The organism is Kordia sp. E, assembly GCF_056033805.1.
Genome location: NZ_JBRASR010000002.1, coordinates 1,053,367 through 1,073,732, shown reverse-complemented (window position 1 = coordinate 1,073,732; position 20,366 = coordinate 1,053,367). Strand labels below are relative to the sequence as shown.

Here is a 20,366-nt window from a genome sequence, read left to right as displayed (position 1 = left end):
ATTTTAATATACAAATTACTTAATTTATTTGTTTCTATGCTAGTAAACTCGCTATTACTTCTACAATTCTTTGTTTTTCTTCTGTTGTTAAATTCGATCCAGAAGGCAAACACAATCCTGTGTTGAATAATTTTTCGCAATAGTTTGTCCCATAATATGTATATTTTGCAAATATAGGTTGTAAATGTAATGGTTTCCAAAGTGGTCTGGATTCTATGTTTTGTTGCTGCAAAGCAATACGTAAATCTTCACTATTGAATCCTACTTTGCTTTCATCAATGGTAATACACGTTAGCCAATGATTTGAATAATGATCATTTGACGGTTCCTCAAATATTGTAATTCCTTCAACATCTTTGAATACATTTTTGTAAAATTGATTTACACCTCTACGTAATTCAACATGTTTTTCCAACACTTTCATTTGTCCTCTACCAATTCCTGCGATGATATTGCTCATGCGATAGTTGTATCCTATTTCCGAATGTTGGTAATGAGGTCCTTTGTCTCTTGCCTGCGTTGCTAGGAAGATTGCTTTGTTTTTGGTTTCTTCATTTTTACAAACAATTCCTCCACCACCAGAAGTTGTGATAATTTTATTTCCATTGAATGATAACACTCCATAATCGCCAAATGTTCCACAAAGTTGACCTTTGTAACTTGAACCTAAAGCTTCTGCAGCATCTTCAATTAATGTAATTTTATATTGATTCGCCAAGGCTACTATTTTGTCCATCTTTGCAGGCATTCCGTACGAATGTACAACGATGATTGCTTTTGGCGTTTTCCCTTTGGAAATTCTATCTTTTATTGCTTCTTCTAAAGCTTCAGGACACATATTCCATGTATCTTTTTCACTTCCAACAAATACAGGAGTTGCATTCTGGTATATCACTGGATTTACGGAAGCTGCATACGTCATGTTTTGACATAAAACCTCATCATTATGATTCACATTTGCAAGTATTAATGCTAAGTGAATTGCCGCAGTTCCAGAAATTGTACAGGCAACTTTTACTTCTTTTTGAAGGTAATTTTCAAGATCGTTTTCAAAACCTGTTAAATTGTCTCCATATACAGATACTTGATTGCTTTCAAGTGCAGCTTGAATGTAAGGCAGTTCATGACCGCTAAGATGTGATGTAGAGAGTTTTATTTTTGACATGTTTATGAAAAAAATGTTTTGAATAGATATTGAATGTCCTTGATAAAACGATATTCTTTGACATATTGTATGTTGAGCGCAACTTTTTGTGGCCAGATGACTTCTCGATTATAGACTTCTGGGTTTTCTTGTGCTTTTAATACAGCTTCTTCATTTCGAAAGTATAAAGTTGCAGGTCCTGTAATTCCTGGCTTTACACTTAATATAATTTTTGCTTCACCTTCCAATTTGTCAGCAAATCCAGGAAGATCGGGTCGTGGACCTACAAAACTCATGGCTCCTTCTAACACATTCCAAAATTGTGGAAATTCGTCTATTTTATAATTTCTTATAAATTGTCCCAATTTTGAAATATTAGGTTTTTGCTTTGTTGCTTCTTTTGGATGAATGGTTTCAATTTTATAAATCGTAAACAGCTTTCCATACTGACCAATACGTTTTTGCTTAAAAAATCCGTTTCCACCTATGACAATTTTTGAAATAATTGCCGTCAACAAAATAAACCATCCTAACACTAACAATCCAATGCATGCGAAAAAAACATCAAAGACACGTTTTATATTTTTTTCGGTTGTAGTCACGTTCGTTTTTATTTTATAGTCACACTACATGATCTTCAGAAGCAAGTCTTGAAGGCATTAATATTATATTTAACGTGAGTTCGACTTAAATTATAGTACGTAACTCATTAAAAAACTACTACTATTTTATTATTGTAATAGTAGTTTTATTTTATCACATACATATTTAACGTCTTCATGACTCATAAAAGGATATAATGGAAGTGACACATTTCCTTGCCAAGTTTTTTCAGCCAACGGATAGTCTTCCTTATTTAAATTATATTTTTCCTTGTAATAGGTCATTTGATGTAATGGCTTGTAATGAACAGATGTTCCTATTCCAAATTCAGCTAACTTTTCTATGAGTTTATTTCTAGAAATTTTTGCAGATTGTGTAAGAACTACAATGAATAAATGCCATGAATGATCTTCATGTTTTCCGTGACAAATTGGTAAATCGAGCATTGACATATCTTTGAGTTCTTCATAATACCACTCCACAGCTTTTTGTCTTTCTGCTCTAAATTGTTCTGCTTGATCAAGTTGTCCTAATCCAACTGCTGCACTTAAATCAGGCATGTTGTATTTGTATCCGGCTTCAACAACATCGTATTCCCATGAAGGTTTGTCCGAGTTAAATCTGTCCCAAACATCTCTGTTTATTCCATGAAGGCGCATTACTTTTACTCTTTTATATATTTCTTCATTTGAAGTTACAAGCATACCACCTTCTCCTGTAGTAATTGTTTTATTGGCATAGAAACTAAAACAAGTAATATCTCCAAAACTACCAATATATTTTCCATCACATTTTGTTGGAAAAGCATGTGCAGCATCTTCCATAATTTTGATACCATGTTGGTCACATATGCTTTTTATTTTTGACATATCTGATGCTTGTCCAGAGAAATGAACAATTACTAAAACCTTAACTTTAGGATGTTTTTCAATAGCTGCTGTTAAAATTTCAGGAGTAATTAAGTTAGTTCTGTATTCTGTATCTACCAATACTGGATGCGCTCCTAAGTATCTTATTACTTCTGCTGATGCTGTAAATGTCATTGAAGGAACAAATACTTCATCGTCAGCTTTTACACCTAATGCTTCTAAACCTAAGTGCAATGCTGCTGTACAAGAATTGACAGCACAGGCGTATGGTGCGCCAACATATTCTGCAAATCTTTTTTCAAACTCTAATGTTTTTCCAGCTGTTGTTAACCAACCACTATCTAAAACTTCTTTTACTAATTCTCTTTCTTTATTGCTTATGTGAATTTTAGCAAAAGGGATTTTTTTTATTGTTTCCATATTAAATTAAAGTTTTTGAGCTAGATGATATTCTTTTGGCAAAGGAAAGTCTTTTTTACCAAATGATCGCTGAAGTATAATAATGAATGTTTTAATAATGATTTTTAAATCGTACATAAGAGATTTGTTTCTCACATATACGACATCAATTTTCACTTTTAAAGGCAGTATTTCTTTGATGTATGTTTCTTCAGCATCACTTTCATCTAAGCTATCTTCTATGTGTGTATAGTTGTATAAACTGCCAGGACTTGCTAAACCAGGGTTTACTGATAGACTTTCCATCATTAAATCATCATAATGATCTTGTACAATAGAAAGGTCTTCAGGTCGTGGTCCTATGATGTTCATTTCTCCTTTTAGAATATTAAAAAGTTGTGGTAATTCATCAACTTTTATTAATCTAATGAATTTTCCAAAACCAAATATTCTAGAATCATTTTTACTTGTAATTTTAGATTCCTGTTTTTTAGAAACTCTCATCGATCGGAATTTTAATACACCGAGTACTTTACCATCTTTCCCAGCTCTTTTTGCTGTGTATATTAAGGGACCAAAATCAGATATTAAAATTCCTATTATTACAAAAATAAGGATCGGACTTAATACAAGTATTGCAATGAGTGCGACGAGTCTATTAATAAGGCTTTCCATTTCTTATTGTTTTTCGTATCGTCATAAAGCATTCTGCAGCTTCCATTAGGCATTCGTTTCCTGCTGCATAGGCTTTGTATTCTAGTGCTTTTAATGATCTAGGATGCGGATAATCTCTTAGCTCAGTTTCGTATTTAGACATTGCTTCTAGCTTCGTTCCTAATGTTGAAGTAATATCGATCCAAGTATCAGGAACAAAGTTTCTAGGATATCCCCATTCTGTTGATGAAACCGTATCAAAAGCATATACTGTTTCTATGAATTCTTCTGTTGGTCTTGTAGCTACTAATATTGCTTCAAATAGAATTTTATGATCTCTATTTACATCGCCTCCATATTGGCAATATACAATTTGAGGTTTTATTTCTCTAATGATGTCTAGTATCGGCTGAATTAGATCTGTTAAAATTACAGTTTCTAGTTTTTGATCTGGAAACTTTAAAGAACGTACATCTTTTACACCTAAAACTTCAGCTGCTTGAAATATTTGATTTTGATGTTTGGAACTTATGTCGTCATATCGTAACGAATCACCTTCACAAACAATTATAGAAGTAACTTCATCTCCATTTTTAGTATGTAACGCTACAGCGCCTCCACAACCTAGCAATTCATCATCTGGATGCGCGGCTATTACTAAAACTTTTTTACTCATATTTTATCATTTAATTTAAAAAAATCATGTAGGTCTTTCCCTTTGATAATCTTAGTTTCTGTTTCGATTTCATTTATAATTAACGCGCCATCTTTTGTTGAAATTAATACTGCGCAATCATTGTCGTCAAAACTATATATATAATCTACAATAACTCCTGCTTCAGCGGAAGCATTATATAATTTTGAATACGAAGCTTTCCATATAATTACTTTTTGATCATTATACTGAAAAAATGCTCCTGGATATGGACGTGTTAGCGCTCTTACAAAATTATATACGTCTAATGTATTTTTATTAAAATCAACAAGCCCATCTTTTGGTCTTCTTCTTGGCAGTATGTCTTCGTCGCCTTCTTCCTGAATAGTTCCAATTTGCCCATCTTTTTCTATTAATGGTAAGGATCTTTCCAGCATTATTCTGTTCGACTTGGCAACATTTTCATATAGTGTATTACAAGAATCGTATATGTTGATGTCAAACTCATATTGATCAATAATTTTTCCTGTATCTACACCAATGTTGAGCCACATTATGGTATTTCCTGTTTTTTCTTCTCCTTTGATGATTGCCCAGTTTATAGGTGCGCTACCTCTCATTTTTGGCAACAACGAAGCATGTGCTCCAATGGTTCCTATTGTTGGAATGGATAATACTTCTTCATTTAATAGTTGACTCCAACCTAATACAAGTAAAATATCAGGCGCATGATTTTTTATAATTTCTACAGAACTTTCATCGTTGATATGTTTTACTTCGTAATACGGAATGTTTGCTTCCTCAGAAAATGATTGAAAGTTAAATACACCACTTCTTTTACTTGCTGCATCAGTATTTAGTGTCATTAGACCAACAACATTGTAATTTTTTGCCAAAAAATCAAAAGCTTCAACACCTTCCATATGGAAGCCAACACAAAATATTTTCATTATACTGTTTTGATAAATTTATACATTTTTCTATTAGGATACGTCGTAAATTCATAAAAAACTTCGTACCCAGATTTTTTATAAAAGGCTATAACTCCGTCATTATTATCGTAATCTGTAGTTAGTGTAATTTTCCTCAAATCTCTTTTTAAAGCCTCTTTTTCAAATGCTTCAAGCAAAATTTTTCCGTAGCCTTTTCCTTTTTGATCAGCACTAATACCTATAGATAAAAGCTCGCAATACAAACCATCATCAGATTCTTTTTTTACTTTATCCATATTTTTCATTAACCTAATTATAGCCATAGGTTTTGTAAATACTAGATATATTCCAATCATACAGAATTTAAAAAAATTGCTTTTTAATATTCTTTTGTAATATCCTTTAGATTGTGTGCTTCCAATTGAAAATCCTAATAAGGTATTTTCCTCTGAATATATACCAACAGCAATTGTAGAAGCTTTATTTTTTATACAGGAAGCGTAGTATACGTTTAAGAATTTCGTTCCTAATTGTGTTAGAAAGAAACCGCTAAATGTATTCTGATGAATTTTAACTACTTCATTTACGTCGCTAACCTCTAATTGTTTAATCTTCATAAATCATTGGTTATAATCTTCGATAATTTTTCTAAATTGACTTCTCTTGACAAGTTTTGGATAGCATACACTTCTGATCTTTCTCCTTTTTCTAGTAAAGTTTTCTGATCAGTTTTTATCAATTCGGCCATTTTATTTTTGATATCCTCTTGCTGATTTTGTTTTACAACCCAACCACAATCGGCATCTAGAATTATTTTTTCAATATCACAATCACTTTCTACAATCGCTAGGATTGGTTTTTTTGAAAACATATACGAAACTAGCTTTGAAGGAAGCGCAATTTTACCAACTCCTTCTCGCAATGATAATACTAAAACATCTGCTTTCGCTTGTATTTCAGCTACTTTATCGGATGGCGCTAGTGTGAATTCAATATTTGCATCAGGATAATCCGCTGCAATTTTTTTTAATTTTTCATCATCAGAACCTGATCCTGCAATAATTAGTTTAGCCTTAGAATTGTTTAATGCTCCAAAACCTTCTATGATACTTTCTATTTGTGCAGATGGACTTAAACTTCCAAGGTAGACAAATGTAAAAAATTCGTTTTCCTTACTTGCCGCAGCTACTTTTTTAGTGTTTTGCCAATTGTATACAATCTTAATACTCTTTTCTTCTAAATTTCTTGTATCTACTAGATGCTTTTTCATTCCAGAAGAAATTGTGACTACCGTTCTAGGATTTTTTAAAATATACTTGTCTAATGGTAGCAATAGTTTATGAAAGAATGATTTTAATACAGGAAGCTTGTTTGTAAGTGTTTCTGGATAAATATCCTGAATATGAACTACCGTTTCAATGTTCAGCTTTTTACAAGCTTTTACAATTAAATATTGTGAAGCCAAAGGCCAGGAATTGATATAGACTACATCTATGTTTCCTTTGTTTTTCTTTATATATTTTGCAATGTGTTTCCCTAAGCTATAACTTTCATAAAAGCGCGGTATTATTTTAGATTTTGCACTCGTATATGAGTTTACAACAACATGCTTAAATTCCCTGTTTTTGTCAACTGGATTATCATCAAAGTTGTACCCTTCAGGTCTTGTTGGTTTTGGACTGATTACAGTAACCGTATTGTCTTTAGCTAAATAGTTAGCCAAATCAAATGATATGGTCGCCGAAACAACAGGTTCTGGCGGAAAAACACAGCTCGCTATTAATATATTTTTATCCTTCACTCCAAACAACTCTTTTTATATAATCTGTGTACGAAAGTATAATTCGCACCATTTTCTCACTAACATTTGGCATAGAATAGTCATATACTTCTCTGAAATTCCTTTTTGGACTTCTTTCTTGTACGTTTAGTGCAGCTAATCCTTGCATTATACGTTCAGGATTGAGTCCTACCATCATTACCGAAGCTTCTTCCATTGCTTCTGGACGTTCGTGTGCGTCACGTATATTTAGTGCATGAAAGTTTAAGATAGACGATTCTTCCGATATTGTTCCTGAATCAGATAGTACCGCAAATGAATGCATTTGTAATGCATTGTAATCTGAGAAACCAAGTGGCTTTAAAAACTGAATGTTTTTGTGCGTTTCCATGTTTTTACTATTTAACATGTTTCGCGTTCTTGGATGTGTAGAAACAATGATTGGATAATCGTATGTTTCTGCAATTTGATTTAATGAATCAATTAATCCTTTAAAGTTTTTTGGATTGCTTATGTTTTCTTCTCTGTGTGATGATACTACAAAGAATTTGTTTTTTTCTAATCCTAGCTTTTCTAATACGTTTGAAGCTTCAATTTTTGGTAAAAATTTGTGAAGTACTTCATACATTGGGCTTCCTGTTTTGATTACTCTATCAGGAGATAATCCTTCACGTAATAGGTATTCACGAGCAATGCTACTGTATGTAAGATTGATATCAGATACATGATCTACAATTTTACGGTTAGTTTCTTCTGGTACACGTTGATCAAAACAACGGTTTCCAGCTTCCATATGGAATACAGGAATTTTACGTTTTTTGGCTGGAATTGCACATAAACAAGAGTTTGTATCTCCTAATACTAAAAACGCATCTGGATTTTCTTGTTCTAAGATTGGGTCAATTTTAATTAAAATATTTCCAACAGTTTCCGTGGCATTTTTTCCTGCAGCTTCTAAGAAATGATCTGGTTTTCTAAGGCCTAAATCTTCAAAGAATATTTCGTTTAATTCATAGTCATAGTTTTGTCCTGTATGAACCAAAACATGTTCTATAGCGTCACTTTTATCTAATGCAATTAGTGTGCACGATAGTCTAATAATTTCTGGTCGTGTTCCTACAACCGTTACTACTTTTAGTTTCTTCATTGTATCGTTATTATACTTTTACAAAATAGGTATCTGCGTCTTCTGGATTGTATGGTTCATTGATCCAAAATAATGTTATTAATTCTGTGTCGCCAATATTTTTAATGTTATGTGTGTACCAAATAGGCATGTCAACGTAGGCTGGTTCTGCTCCATCTAAGATGTATTCAAAGACTTCGTCCGAATCAATTTTACGAAGCTGAATAGACGCTTTTCCACTAATAACAGCAAAGCGCTCTACTTTTCGTGTGTGATAATGATTTCCACGTGTGATTCCGGGAACTGTTGTTGAATATGATGATTGTCCTGCCGAACCTGCACGCATGATTTCTACAAATGCACCTCTATCGTCTGTATGTTTTGTAAATTTTCTTGGAAAATAATCTTTTGGGATAAAACTCGTAAACGTATTAAATAAATCTAATTCAAATGAATTTAAATCTACTTTTGGTACTTGTCCATTATCTACATATTGTGTTTTAAAACTTTTTAGTAATCCTAAAATTTCAGACACTTTACGTGATGATGTATGTGGCACTACATATGATTGTATGTTTTCAGCATTTTGCTTTACAACCTCGTTGTAAAACGCTTCTGAAAGTTCATTGATGTAGATTAAATTTACTGTACTATCATTAATCACTGTTGGTTGTTCTCCAGCAACTATTTGATGTGAAAAGGTTGCAATGAACGAGTTGTAAAATGGTTTTCCAAAAGGTCCAAATACGTTTGGAATGATCAATGAAGCGATTTTTCCACCTGTTTTGGTTGCCCAATTTTCCAAATGTTGTCTTCCATCACGTTTTGATTTTCCATATAGATTGTCTCTTTCTTCTTGTGTAGAAGAGGAAAATATGATTTTTGGTGTGGAGTTCGTTGCTTCACAAGCACTCACTAATTTTTGAACCAAGCCAACATTCGTATCATAGATTACTTGTTGATCTTCATGGCGATTCATTGCAGCAATATGCACAATAACATCACACGATTTTACAAAGTTTTGAAGTTCAGCTTCCTCTTCAAAGTAGTTTCTTTGAAAACTGACACGTTCTATTTCTTCTGTTTTTGTACCTAAAAAGTTGTATAAGTGAGTTCCCATAAAACCACCTTGCCCAGTGATTCCTACTTTTATTAGTTGTCCCATTTGGTCCATTTATTTTGATCGAATCGTATTTGATCGTTTTCTATTTCGTTAAATCCGTAATTTGACATAATCATAAATTTTGCATTCGCTTCTAAAGCTTTGAAGCCGTTTGCAAAACCGTTTGGAATGTATAGTATTTCTTGTTTGTCAACAGATAATTCATATTCGTACACTTTTAAATCATCGGAAGGATTTTCCCAATCATCAATTTCAACCAGTTTTACCGTAAAGCTTCCTGCTGTACAAATAAACCAACGACTTTCTATAATATGTCCTTGCCAAGCTCTAACAGTCTCCGTATCAAAGTGTGTAGTAAAGTATACACGTTTTATTGGCGACATATCAAAATCATTGAAGAATTCGAGTTGTCCGCGTTCATCTTTATAGTTTCCTCCTGATATAATATTTGGAACTGATGTACTCATGTGAATGCTTACTTTACGTCTTGTCGGATAAATTCGAGTTTTAATAATAGTTTTTTCATTCCCTCAATATCTAAGCGTTCGGTATTGTGAGAATGATAGTCTTCAATTGTGCTCATATCTACTTCTCCTTCAGAGAAATAGTTAGCATAGTTTAAGTCTCTGTTATCAGCAGGAATTCGGTAGTAATCGCCCATATCTTCCGCTTTTATTTTTTCTTCTCTTGTCAATAAAGACTCATATAGTTTTTCTCCGTGACGTGTTCCAATTACTTTGATTTCACTGTCACTTTCATACATTTCCAATAGTGCTTTCGCTAAAGTTTCTACCGTTGCTGCTGGCGCTTTTTGTACAAACATATCGCCTGCATTTGCATGTTCGAACGCAAATAATACTAAATCAACCGCATCTTCTAACGTCATCATAAAGCGTGTCATACTTGGATCAGTCAACGTTAAGTTTTGGCTTGCTTTGATTTGGTCTACAAATAGTGGAATTACAGAACCTCTTGATGCCATAACGTTTCCGTAACGTGTTCCTGAAATTACCGTACTTCCAGCATTTCTAGATTTTGCTACTAGTACTTTCTCCATCATTGCTTTGGAAATTCCCATTGCATTGATTGGATATACAGCTTTATCTGTACTTAATACTACAACATTTTTCACATTATTTCTAATAGCTGCTTCCAACACGTTTTCTGTACCCAATACGTTTGTTTTTACTGCTTCTACAGGAAAAAATTCACATGAAGGTACTTGTTTTAAGGCTGCTGCATGAAAAATGTAGTCAACGCCTCTTACAGCAGTTTCTACCGATTGTGGATCTCTAACATCGCCAATGTAAAATTTTACTTTTGGATGTGATAGTCTTCTTCGTTGGTCTTCTTGCTTTTTTTCATCTCTAGAGAATACACGTATTTCACTAAAGTGATCTGTATCTAAAAATCTGTTTAATACAGCATTTCCAAAGGAACCTGTTCCTCCTGTTATGAGTAATGTTTTATTTTTTAGCATTGCTTAGTGGTAATTTATCCATTTGATCTTCCCAAAAGTAAATTGGGTTTTCTTTCAACTCTTTTTGTTTATTTTCCAGTATAGTTTTATCATTATATAAGTCCTTTATTAGTTTATATAATGCTTCTGAATCGTTGTATTTTATTGCAAAATATCCACCTTCTGGAAAGTAATTTCCAGTTGTTTCTATTTCACTGTTTAATATAGGTACCGTTTTAGTTACTAAAGCGTCTCCCCATTTGTTTGGACTTGCCTTTCTATTTATTTCTAAAGCAGGATCATAAAATGTTAATATAACATCTGACGAATAATAATGCGCTAAAGAGGTTGTTGCATCTACAACGCCTATATAATTAACATAGTCAGAACCTAGTATATTTTCTCCTAATCCTTCTTTTTTACCTGTAATTTTTATTTCTAAATCTAGTCCCTTTTCTAATTTTGATATAAAATCAGACATCATATTCAAACCTCTCGTTGGCACTAACCAACCATTGGTATATAAGACTAGTTTATGCTGTCTTTTTAGTCCTAAATCTCCCGCTTTTTTATAATCAACGTGGCTTGGGAAGTTTTTTATAACTAAGAATCGCTCATTGTCAATATTGTATCCTGGGATTCGGCTATGATCTGGTACTACAGTTACTCTTGCTCTATTTATTATTTTACAATCTACCCAAAAAACAATATTTTTTATAAGTTTTGGAAGTTGTTTTGATTGATAAAAGTTGTCTGGATTATCATAAATATACTCTCCACCTCTAATTAGACTTACTAAGTATACCATAAGTGCACTTTCGTAACCCGAAACAAATACTAATTTTTTTCTTTTTCTAAAAAGTAATCGAAAGAATAAGCCTGCCATCCATAAGATATATTCAATACCTTTAAAATTGTAGGTTTTACATATATCTTTTTCGTTGTATTTGCTTTTTTGCTTTCCCTTTTTTTTCCAAAGCTCAACATCATAACCTCTACTATCAAAGTAGTTCATGTTTTTAGAGAGCCTTACACGCTCATCAATGTTAGCTATTCTTATGATAAGAATAATTTCTGGTTTCGTTGTCATTTTTTTATAACATATTTAAGTTTACCTAGGATCATTATTATCATAAATGGAAAAACGACAAAAAGTGTTCTAGTGAAGATTCCTAAAAATTCTCCGTATTGAAAAACGAAGCAAATAGCAATTAACAAATAAATGTAAATTGAAAATTGCATTATGCCACCATGTATTCTGTTCAGCATATTTTTGAGCAATGCTAAAAAACAAGCCAATATAAATGCACCTCCAATAAATCCAAAAACATGGAAATTCATGTAACATTCCGTAGGATAACCAGTCGTTGTTGATGTAATGTTTTTGGCATTTTTAGCATCTAGGTCATAACTTCCGGGTTTTATCCAGTTTCGCATTGCTGGACCACCACCTAAAGGTTTATTTTTCCATAGTTTCCTTGGAACAAAGTTTGTAAATCCAGCCATAAATGTTTTACCATACAGCGGACTCCATTTGTCCATATTGTCATTCATCCAGACAATATTTTCAAACTTACCAAAATTTACAACAAGGTTTTCTGTAATTTTTTCTGCATATACTTTTGCGAATTCTTCATATAGGTTTAAGTGCGTATTTTTAACTCTTACCCTCATAAACCCAAAAAATGATAACGATAATGCCATCAAAAACATAAAAAGACCTACTCTGAAAAAAAACTTTTTAGAGACTTTTTCTTTTAAATAAACAAATGCAAATATTATTTGAATTATCAAAAGGATAACGGATAATCTACTTCCTATTAATAGGTAAATTCCTGAAAACAAGATTACTGAGGAATAAATAGTTATTTTTCTGAATATATTTACTAATGTTTTTCTTTTATATAGATACGTGTTTATTAATAATACTAGTATTAATATATTACTAGAGTAAATTATAAGAGAAATTAAACCCAAGCCTTTATTTAGTAGTATTCTGTTTTGTAAATAATCCCCAATACCAATACTAAATATGTAGTTTATATGATATATTGAAACAAGTAAAACAAGTATATAGTAGAAAAATAGTAATACATTTTCTATAGAATTTAATTTTTGAAATTTAGGCCAAGGTGCTTTTTTTGAAAGCTTAAACGTTTTGCTAAATGCAGTATAAAATACGAAAGTGGCAAAATAAAATACAGTAAGAAAAAGTTTGCTAAAAAAAACACTAGTGTCGCTATATCCCTGTCCTTCTTCTGTATATGTATAATTATTTCCGTAAACCATTATCAATGGTATGATATTGTAACAAATTAACCAGCAAATGGAAAATAGTGAAAATGGATCGAAAAGAACTTCTCTTACTTTACTATGTCTCTTTGTTTTGTATAGTATGTAAATAATGAAGAGTAACTCCAATAAGGTAAGTATATAGAAAAGGAATTTCATTCTTTAGTTCTTAAGGTATCTCTTTTTAGTTCAAATAAACATATGTATCCTATTAAAGCCCTTAAGGTCCAAGTTATCAATAAAGCACTTGAAATAGCCACTAAAATACTTAACCCAAACTTGTATAATAATACAAAAGCTGCGCAAATATAAAAAATATTAGCCAGATTATATCGTATAGATACCTTTCTAATGAGCTTATTCTCACCAAAAGCGCCAAAATAAGCACTTGGTATCAACAACAGGTATCTTGCATATAAAATTAAGGTTAAAACTATTCCTAACCAAGATATAGGATCTTGCCCTTTGACAGCTGTGTATAACCAACCTGAAAACAGATAGTAGCAAAAAACCATCAGTATACCCATGGCAACTACGTGTATGAGGTATTTGTCTAAAAATAATAGTGCTTTTTCTTTATTGTCTCTTAAGAATGGAGTTAATAAGAATCCTAAAAAGCTTAGAATAGCCGCAAATGGAGCGATGAAAAACGTAACATGAGAGAATAGTATTTCTGATGCTGTTGTGTCTTCTAACCCATTTATCAATAACTGATCAACAAATAAAATAACATTTAAGGAACATGTAGACAGAAAAAAGTAAAATCCAGTCTTTAATGCAGGTTTATAGCTTTTAAAAGACGACGCTTTGAAACTTATTTTACGCAATGGACCTATTAGAAAAACAATAGCACTTATAAAAGCAATTGCTAGCGGAATTTCAATAAGTTTATAGGTTGCTGTTACAATGAGTATGTAAAATAGAATTCGCCAAAAATGAAAAATGAAAATAGATAATGTATAGTTTAGTTTTGACCTTTCAAATGAAAATAATATTAGTATTGTAGAATAGCACAATAGTATCAGGAAAACATATGGATAGGAAACATCAAAATTAAATATCCATAAAATACCGCATGTTAAGCACGTTAAAAGAACTATTTGAAACAAAACAGGCAATAGTGTTTCCTTGTAATTCAAATTCAGTCTTACTATTGCTTGGTCAATTCCTAAACTAATAAACGAGCCCGAAATAAATATTAGAGATTTTAGAAGTGCCCATCGTGAAATTGTGTCAGTATCGTATTGTACTATTATAGCAACATCTGCCAACCAAAATAAAAATAAGCTTAAGAAGTTTATAACAAATGGTAATACTAGTCTTTTAAGTTTGCTTATCATTAATCACGCTTTACATTTCTTGTCTTTATCACCTTTGCTGGGTTACCACCTACTACTTCATAAGGCTTCACCTCTTTCGTTACTATTGCTCCTGCTGCAATGACAGCTCCGTATCCTATTTTTTTCACCGTTGGCAAAATAATAGCTTTTGCGCCTATCCATGCATAATCTTCAATATCTAACTCATACGTTATGATTTTACTGTATTGTATATCAATTTGGTCGTCTACACTATGATTATGTGTAAAAATTTTTACGCCTTCAGATATCGTAACAAAATTACCTAGCCTAACAGGAGAAGTATAGTCTATCATTACTTCTTTGTCTAATATAACGGACTCACCAAAAGAAATATATGTTTTACCAATAAAATGAGAAGGTCTTAAGTTTACACTTTCAGCAACTTTTAACCCTTTAGCATTAAAATGTTTTTGATATACTTTATTTCTTAATTTCCGTAGTACTGGATAAGAAAATAAAGGTGTCCCTTTAAATATTTTGTATAGTAGTTTTATCATTTCTATAATAATTTAGTATAAATAGTACATTAAAAAAAGCGAAAAATACAACTCCTTTTTGCCTCATTAAAACAGAGTCGGCTACAAAGAACAAAATACAAATTAAAATAAACAATACGTGTTCCCTGTTTTTGTGTTTAATTCCTTTTTTTAATGATCCAAAAAAGATGAATAGCAATGCTGCTAAACCTAGAATACCTGTTTCTACGTTTGTTTGGATAAATTGATTGTGATAATGCATTCCTTTGAACTTCCATTTTGCTTCAGATTTAACTGTTTCTACATTCTTCACAATTTTCTTTTCATAAAAAGCATCTAAATGTTTTTGGGCATCACCTGTTCCTTTACCTGTTAAGAAATCTATTGGTTCTTGATTTGCATACGCTTGCAAAGCATATACTCTAATCTTCTTAGCATTTACTTTGTTATCGCCTTTATCAACTACGTTTTCCTGTAATGTAATCTTTAATTCTTTAAGTCTGTCTATAAAGGCTGAATTAAAAAGTACAAACCCAAAAAGCACCATAGCACTTAAAAATATAAATGCTTTGTATTTTGTCTTTATTCGTAGTTTGAAGAAATAATATCCTAAAACAGCAATTAGTAATACTAATCCTATTCTACTAGATAAGTGAAACATAAATAAGATAAAATATACTAGTAAAAACAAACTTAGATTAAACAGTAGCTTCTTCTTTTTTTTATAAAAAAGAACATATTCCAACATAAAGATTATTGAAGTAAGTATATATAAAGCAAAAAAGGAAGCCTGTAAATCTAACCCTTTCGTTAAATTGGTATATGTAAACCAATGATATGTAAAGAAGTCATATACTGAAAAATCATACTGACCAGAATCATTGAACCGTTGCCATTCTGATAAATTGGTTATTTCGCAATATATAGAAGCGATAAACGCAGAAACAATCAAGGTTATTTTTATGACATTTACATTAATATGTACTTTTTTAAATCTCAAAAAAACTAGCGGAAGGATTAGAAAAGGTAAATTTCTTTGAAGTATTTTAATTGCATAGGCTTTATTCTCGGAAATTAGTAAACCATATATAAGCGCTACGAAGAAAAGAACATTGAATAGAAGAAGTTTGTGTTTCACTAAGTCCTTAAACACGGAACCTATGTTTTTCCCTACATCTAAAATCCAAAAAACGGCAAGTAAAATTATGGATATACTATTAATGTTTTCTTTTTTTAAAAAAAGTGTAGCGACAATCAAAACCAATAAAGTAGTATATATTTTACTTTTATTGTGTTCTATGTAATTATGTATATTACTTACACTCACTGCCGCCATAAGTTTAACTATTTATTGAAACTAAGATTATTTTTTAAGTATAAGAATGTGAAGGCAAAAAATGTAGTATTAGATATTGAAGAAACTAAATTTCCTGAGAAATTACCAATAAAAAATATAAGTAATAATAGAACATTTAATATCAATTGATTTTTTGAAAACAAATAAGATTTCACAAACAAAAAGTAAGTAATAATACCAGCTACACCAAAAAACAAAAAGATATCGACAAGTTCTATTTCAACCTTTAATATATTAAAATTTGTTCCGCCAATCATATAGTTGATAACTCCCCAGTTGACTTCTATATATTCCATCGCACTAATAAACAATAAATCACGATAAGACAATAGTACGGTAATAAGTCCATTATCAGTATAGATTTTTGTGGACAAGTCCATCAACTTCAGCATGTTTATTGCTATTTTTTCACTAAAACAAACAAATAAAAGTGTTAATGAGCCTAGAGAAAAATAAGTTAATCGTTTTCTTTCTTGTCTAAAGTATACATCAACTAGAAAAAGTAAAAACAAAAACAAGTATGCTCCTTTAGTACCTAAAAATAGCGCTGCGACTACCAAAATTGCAAGATCTAAAAGTCTAGAACGGCTTATTTTCTTTAGGTTTTTGTACTCTATAAAGCCTTTACAATACACTATAGAAATTACAAAAATATAGTAAAAAGTTCCAGCGCCTTGAATTGGTAATAATCCATTAAAACCAAACCTGTCTGTATACGGATAGGACTTGAAGAGATTAATGTCAAAAAGCCAGCCTAAAACTATAAAAATGGCATTCACTTTTCCAAAAATTATCAATACTTTTATGATACTCTTCCATTTTTCCTTGGAAAGCTCTGCTAGAATTGGTATCAATAAAAAGAAATATAAATGCCTAATAAAGTAATAAAACTTTCCATTAATATAACTTAGACTAAATTCTTTTTCTGGGTCGAATAATAATCCTAAGAGAAACATCCCTAAAATCACTATAACATAAATCCATGCTTTTTTATTTGCTAGTTTTAAAAAAAAAAAGAACGTAAAACAGATCAACAAAGCTTTAACTACAGTACTAGGATAGTAATCTAGCTGTGAGTGAGTTAACCTAACTATCATTTTAGTAATAAAGTCAGCAACCAGAAGTAAAACAATCAAGTATAAATATATATTTTGATATAGTTTTTTTACCATTCTTACAAAGTTATGGGATGGTTACATCTTTTATTACATAGTAATTAGTGTTTTTATTTCCATTAGCGTCATATAGGTAAAATCTAATAATTGAAAATTCTTTTGGCGCTAAATTAAATGTACCAGAAGCCACAATTTCATTCCCCATTAATACTGTTTTAGCTTTTATACCATTTGTCTTGGTGCCTTTCTTTCGTATTGCAGGATCTTTGAATTTAGATGGATCTTTTGCTGTTGCAATGATCGCTATTTGCCAATTGTTATACACATCAAAATTAGTAGTTTTTTCATCTAAAACTAAAATCAGTGAATATTCATCTTCTCCTGTTTTCAAAATATTTATCTCTTCAAAAACGATGTCTTCCGAAAACGCATGACTTTCGCTCGTTAAGTTTGCCAAGCTAGGATTTTCTAATAAGTTGTCTACTTTTTCAAAATTATATTTTGCTGCAATTTGTTCAACCTTACTAAGAACAGTTTCCTTTACATCTTCAACTTTAGAAGTGTCAGTATCTGCTGGTTTCTTTTTATCATCTCCGCATGCTACAAAAGCTATTGCAGTTAAAATTAAAAATAGTTTTCTCATAATTGTAATTTGTATTTATTTAAAAACGCCGCAAAAATCGAGCGTATTGTTCGTTTTTTCTAATCTAGTAAATTCTTTGTGTGCAACCAAATATACAATAATATCTGCCTGAGTCAAAGCGTCTTCTGTACTGTGAATATCAAAAGATTTGTGTGATTTAATATTCGGTTCAACCGCCATAACATTAAATCCGTCAGCAACTAAGGCTTCTGTTACGATTAAGGCTGGTGATTCACGTAAATCATCAATGTTTGGTTTAAATGCCAATCCCATACACGCAATTTTAGCATCACGTCCATTGTCTATTTTAAATTGTAAGGCTGTACTTTTTGTTTTTTCAATTGCCCACTCCGTTTTGTAATTATTGATTTCTCTGGCAGCGCGAATGATTTTCGCTTGCTTTGGAAATTCAGACACAATAAACCATGGATCAACGGCGATACAATGTCCTCCAACTCCAGTTCCAGGTTGAAGAATATTTACACGTGGATGTTTGTTTGCTAAGTTAATAAGTTCCCAAACATTGATTCCTGCTTCATCACAAATCATAGAAAGTTCGTTTGCAAACGCAATTTGAACGTCTCTTGAAGAGTTTTCAACCAATTTACACATTTCAGCAGTTTTGGAATTGGTTTTATGCAATTCACCTTTTACAAAGTGTCTGTAGAATTGTACAGCTCTTTCTGTAGAAGCTTCGTTGATTCCACCAATAGCTCTATCGTTGTGCTCCAATTCGTAAATTACGTTTCCTGGTAATACACGTTCTGGGCAGTATGCCATAAATATTTTTCCATCCAATTCTGGACGTTCTGCATTGATAACAGCTAGCATTTTTTCAGTAGTTCCTACAGGACTTGTAGACTCTACTATTACCAAAGCTCCTTCTTTTAAGGTTGGTAATAATGCTCTTGTTGCTGCTTCTACATACGAAATATCTGGTTCGTAATCACCTTTAAAAGGTGTTGGAACTGCAATTAAGTATACATCTGCTTCTACAGGAGACGTACTTGCTTTTAGGTATCCATCTTTTACTACTTTGTGCACCAAACCGTCTAAGTCTGGCTCCACAATGTGAATTTCACCTTTATTAATCGTATCTACTACGCTTTGCGTAACATCAACTCCTGTTACTTTAATTTCTTTACTAGCGATTAACGCTGCGGTAGGAAGTCCAATATATCCTAGACCTACCATAACAACACTTGGTTTGTTTGCCATGATGTATTATAATTTTGACATGTATTTTACAATTTTATCACACGCTGTTCCATCTCCATAAGGATTATGAAGTTTACTCATTTTGTGATAAGCTGATTCGTCTGTTAGTAATTTTGTAGCTTCAGTAATAATTTTATCAGTATCTGTTCCTACTAATAAAACCGTTCCTGCGTCTACTGCTTCTGGTCGTTCTGTGGTGTCTCTCATTACCAAAACTGGCTTTCCTAAACTCGGAGCTTCTTCTTGAACACCACCACTATCTGTAATAATTAAATTCGATTTGTCCATTAACCAAACAAAAGCCGGATATGATAACGGTTTTATTAAGTTTACATTGTCAATGTCTCCTAATAATTCGTATACAGGTTTTTGTACGTTTGGATTTAAGTGAACTGGATAAATAATTTGTGTATCAGGATGATTTACAGCTATTTGTTTTAATGCACTACAAATATTGATAAATCCTTGCCCATGATTTTCTCTACGATGTCCTGTGACTAATATCAATCGTTTTGAAGTATCTAAAACTCCTTTTAAATCTTCAATTTCCTGATCTTCAAATCCTTCTGATTTTACTTTGTTTGCACTAAAGTGCAATGCATCAATTACCGTATTTCCAGTAATCAATATATTTTCGTCTGCTACATTTTCGTTTAGCAGATTTTGTTTTGATGTTTCTGTTGGAGAAAAGTGATAGTCACAAATACTTCCTGTAACACATCTATTGATTTCTTCTGGAAAAGGTGATCGTTTGTTAAACGTTCGTAATCCTGCTTCAACATGACACACTTTTGCACCCGAGTAGAAAGCTGCAATACTTGTTGCCATTGTTGTTGTTGTATCACCATGAACATATACATAATCTGGTTGAAATTCTTCCAACACAGGCTTTAAGTTCATGATAATATCTGAAGTTAAACCATATAAATTTTGGTTTGGCTTCATTAAATCTAAATCGTAATCTGGTGTAATTTCAAAGAATGAAAGTACTTGATCTAGCATTTCTCTATGTTGCGCCGTGATACACACTCTTGTTTCAAACGTGTTTTGGTGCTTTAAAAATTCCTTTACCAATGGTGCCATTTTAATGGCTTCTGGTCGTGTACCAAATACAATTAGATTTTTTTTCATGTATGCTTTACTATTTTTTATCGTTAAAA

General features: G+C 31.8%; 21 protein-coding genes. All 21 read right to left on the bottom strand.

Annotation, left to right across the window (positions count from 1 at the left end; all coding sequences use genetic code 11):
• Positions 1-34: 34 nt before the first annotated feature.
• Complete coding sequence (locus tag ACUUYC_RS07830) at positions 35-1,165, bottom strand: DegT/DnrJ/EryC1/StrS family aminotransferase (protein WP_474265105.1); 1,131 nt, start codon at positions 1,163-1,165, stop codon at positions 35-37.
• A gap of 2 nt (positions 1,166-1,167) precedes the next feature.
• Positions 1,168-1,746: a sugar transferase gene (locus ACUUYC_RS07825; RefSeq protein ID WP_474265104.1), complete on the bottom strand. Its 579-nt coding sequence runs from the start codon at positions 1,744-1,746 to the stop codon at positions 1,168-1,170.
• A gap of 129 nt (positions 1,747-1,875) precedes the next feature.
• Positions 1,876-3,036, bottom strand: a complete 1,161-nt coding sequence (locus tag ACUUYC_RS07820; RefSeq protein WP_474265103.1) for a DegT/DnrJ/EryC1/StrS family aminotransferase — start codon at positions 3,034-3,036, stop codon at positions 1,876-1,878.
• A gap of 6 nt (positions 3,037-3,042) precedes the next feature.
• A complete protein-coding gene (locus ACUUYC_RS07815; RefSeq protein WP_474265102.1) occupies positions 3,043-3,690 on the bottom strand; it encodes a sugar transferase in 648 nt (215 codons plus the stop codon).
• Positions 3,674-4,345, bottom strand: a complete 672-nt coding sequence (locus ACUUYC_RS07810) for a PIG-L deacetylase family protein (RefSeq protein ID WP_474265101.1) — start codon at positions 4,343-4,345, stop codon at positions 3,674-3,676. Before ACUUYC_RS07810 ends, ACUUYC_RS07815 begins: the two co-directional genes overlap by 17 nt.
• Complete coding sequence (locus ACUUYC_RS07805; protein ID WP_474265099.1) at positions 4,342-5,274, bottom strand: methionyl-tRNA formyltransferase; 933 nt, start codon at positions 5,272-5,274, stop codon at positions 4,342-4,344. Before ACUUYC_RS07805 ends, ACUUYC_RS07810 begins: the two co-directional genes overlap by 4 nt.
• Entirely contained in the window at positions 5,274-5,873 is a 600-nt protein-coding gene (locus ACUUYC_RS07800) for a GNAT family N-acetyltransferase (RefSeq protein ID WP_474265097.1), read from the bottom strand. The genes ACUUYC_RS07805 and ACUUYC_RS07800 overlap by 1 nt, the downstream gene beginning before the upstream one ends.
• Positions 5,870-7,057, bottom strand: a complete 1,188-nt coding sequence (locus ACUUYC_RS07795; protein ID WP_474265096.1) for a glycosyltransferase family 4 protein — start codon at positions 7,055-7,057, stop codon at positions 5,870-5,872. Before ACUUYC_RS07795 ends, ACUUYC_RS07800 begins: the two co-directional genes overlap by 4 nt.
• A complete protein-coding gene (gene wecB, locus ACUUYC_RS07790) occupies positions 7,047-8,183 on the bottom strand; it encodes a non-hydrolyzing UDP-N-acetylglucosamine 2-epimerase (RefSeq protein WP_064965589.1) in 1,137 nt (378 codons plus the stop codon). The genes ACUUYC_RS07795 and wecB (ACUUYC_RS07790) overlap by 11 nt, the downstream gene beginning before the upstream one ends.
• 10 nt (positions 8,184-8,193) lie before the next feature.
• Positions 8,194-9,327: a polysaccharide biosynthesis C-terminal domain-containing protein gene (locus ACUUYC_RS07785; protein ID WP_474265095.1), complete on the bottom strand. Its 1,134-nt coding sequence runs from the start codon at positions 9,325-9,327 to the stop codon at positions 8,194-8,196.
• A complete protein-coding gene (locus ACUUYC_RS07780) occupies positions 9,315-9,752 on the bottom strand; it encodes a dTDP-4-dehydrorhamnose 3,5-epimerase family protein (protein ID WP_474265094.1) in 438 nt (145 codons plus the stop codon). The genes ACUUYC_RS07785 and ACUUYC_RS07780 overlap by 13 nt, the downstream gene beginning before the upstream one ends.
• An 8-nt stretch (positions 9,753-9,760) precedes the next feature.
• The gene (locus ACUUYC_RS07775; RefSeq protein ID WP_474265093.1) at positions 9,761-10,765 is read right to left on the bottom strand and encodes a polysaccharide biosynthesis protein; all 1,005 of its coding nucleotides are present in this window, start codon (positions 10,763-10,765) and stop codon (positions 9,761-9,763) included.
• Entirely contained in the window at positions 10,752-11,834 is a 1,083-nt protein-coding gene (locus tag ACUUYC_RS07770) for a glycosyltransferase family protein (protein ID WP_474265092.1), read from the bottom strand. The genes ACUUYC_RS07775 and ACUUYC_RS07770 overlap by 14 nt, the downstream gene beginning before the upstream one ends.
• Entirely contained in the window at positions 11,831-13,195 is a 1,365-nt protein-coding gene (locus ACUUYC_RS07765; RefSeq protein WP_474265091.1) for an O-antigen polymerase, read from the bottom strand. The genes ACUUYC_RS07770 and ACUUYC_RS07765 overlap by 4 nt, the downstream gene beginning before the upstream one ends.
• Complete coding sequence (locus ACUUYC_RS07760) at positions 13,192-14,376, bottom strand: polysaccharide biosynthesis protein (RefSeq protein WP_474265090.1); 1,185 nt, start codon at positions 14,374-14,376, stop codon at positions 13,192-13,194. Before ACUUYC_RS07760 ends, ACUUYC_RS07765 begins: the two co-directional genes overlap by 4 nt.
• Positions 14,376-14,894, bottom strand: coding sequence for an acyltransferase (locus ACUUYC_RS07755; protein ID WP_474265089.1), 519 nt, complete (start codon positions 14,892-14,894; stop codon positions 14,376-14,378). Before ACUUYC_RS07755 ends, ACUUYC_RS07760 begins: the two co-directional genes overlap by 1 nt.
• Positions 14,866-15,873 (bottom strand): O-antigen ligase family protein, encoded by a 1,008-nt coding sequence (locus ACUUYC_RS07750; protein ID WP_474265088.1) that lies wholly within the window; start codon positions 15,871-15,873, stop codon positions 14,866-14,868. Before ACUUYC_RS07750 ends, ACUUYC_RS07755 begins: the two co-directional genes overlap by 29 nt.
• Before the next feature lie 344 nt (positions 15,874-16,217).
• Positions 16,218-17,402, bottom strand: a complete 1,185-nt coding sequence (locus ACUUYC_RS07745; RefSeq protein ID WP_474265087.1) for a hypothetical protein — start codon at positions 17,400-17,402, stop codon at positions 16,218-16,220.
• Between the two features lie 10 nt (positions 17,403-17,412).
• Entirely contained in the window at positions 17,413-17,988 is a 576-nt protein-coding gene (locus ACUUYC_RS07740) for a hypothetical protein (protein WP_474265086.1), read from the bottom strand.
• A 15-nt stretch (positions 17,989-18,003) separates the two neighbouring features.
• Positions 18,004-19,206 (bottom strand): UDP-N-acetyl-D-mannosamine dehydrogenase, encoded by a 1,203-nt coding sequence (gene wecC, locus ACUUYC_RS07735; protein WP_474265085.1) that lies wholly within the window; start codon positions 19,204-19,206, stop codon positions 18,004-18,006.
• 6 nt (positions 19,207-19,212) lie between these two features.
• Entirely contained in the window at positions 19,213-20,337 is a 1,125-nt protein-coding gene (gene wecB / locus ACUUYC_RS07730) for a non-hydrolyzing UDP-N-acetylglucosamine 2-epimerase (protein WP_474265084.1), read from the bottom strand.
• Between the last annotated feature and the right edge of the window lie 29 nt (positions 20,338-20,366).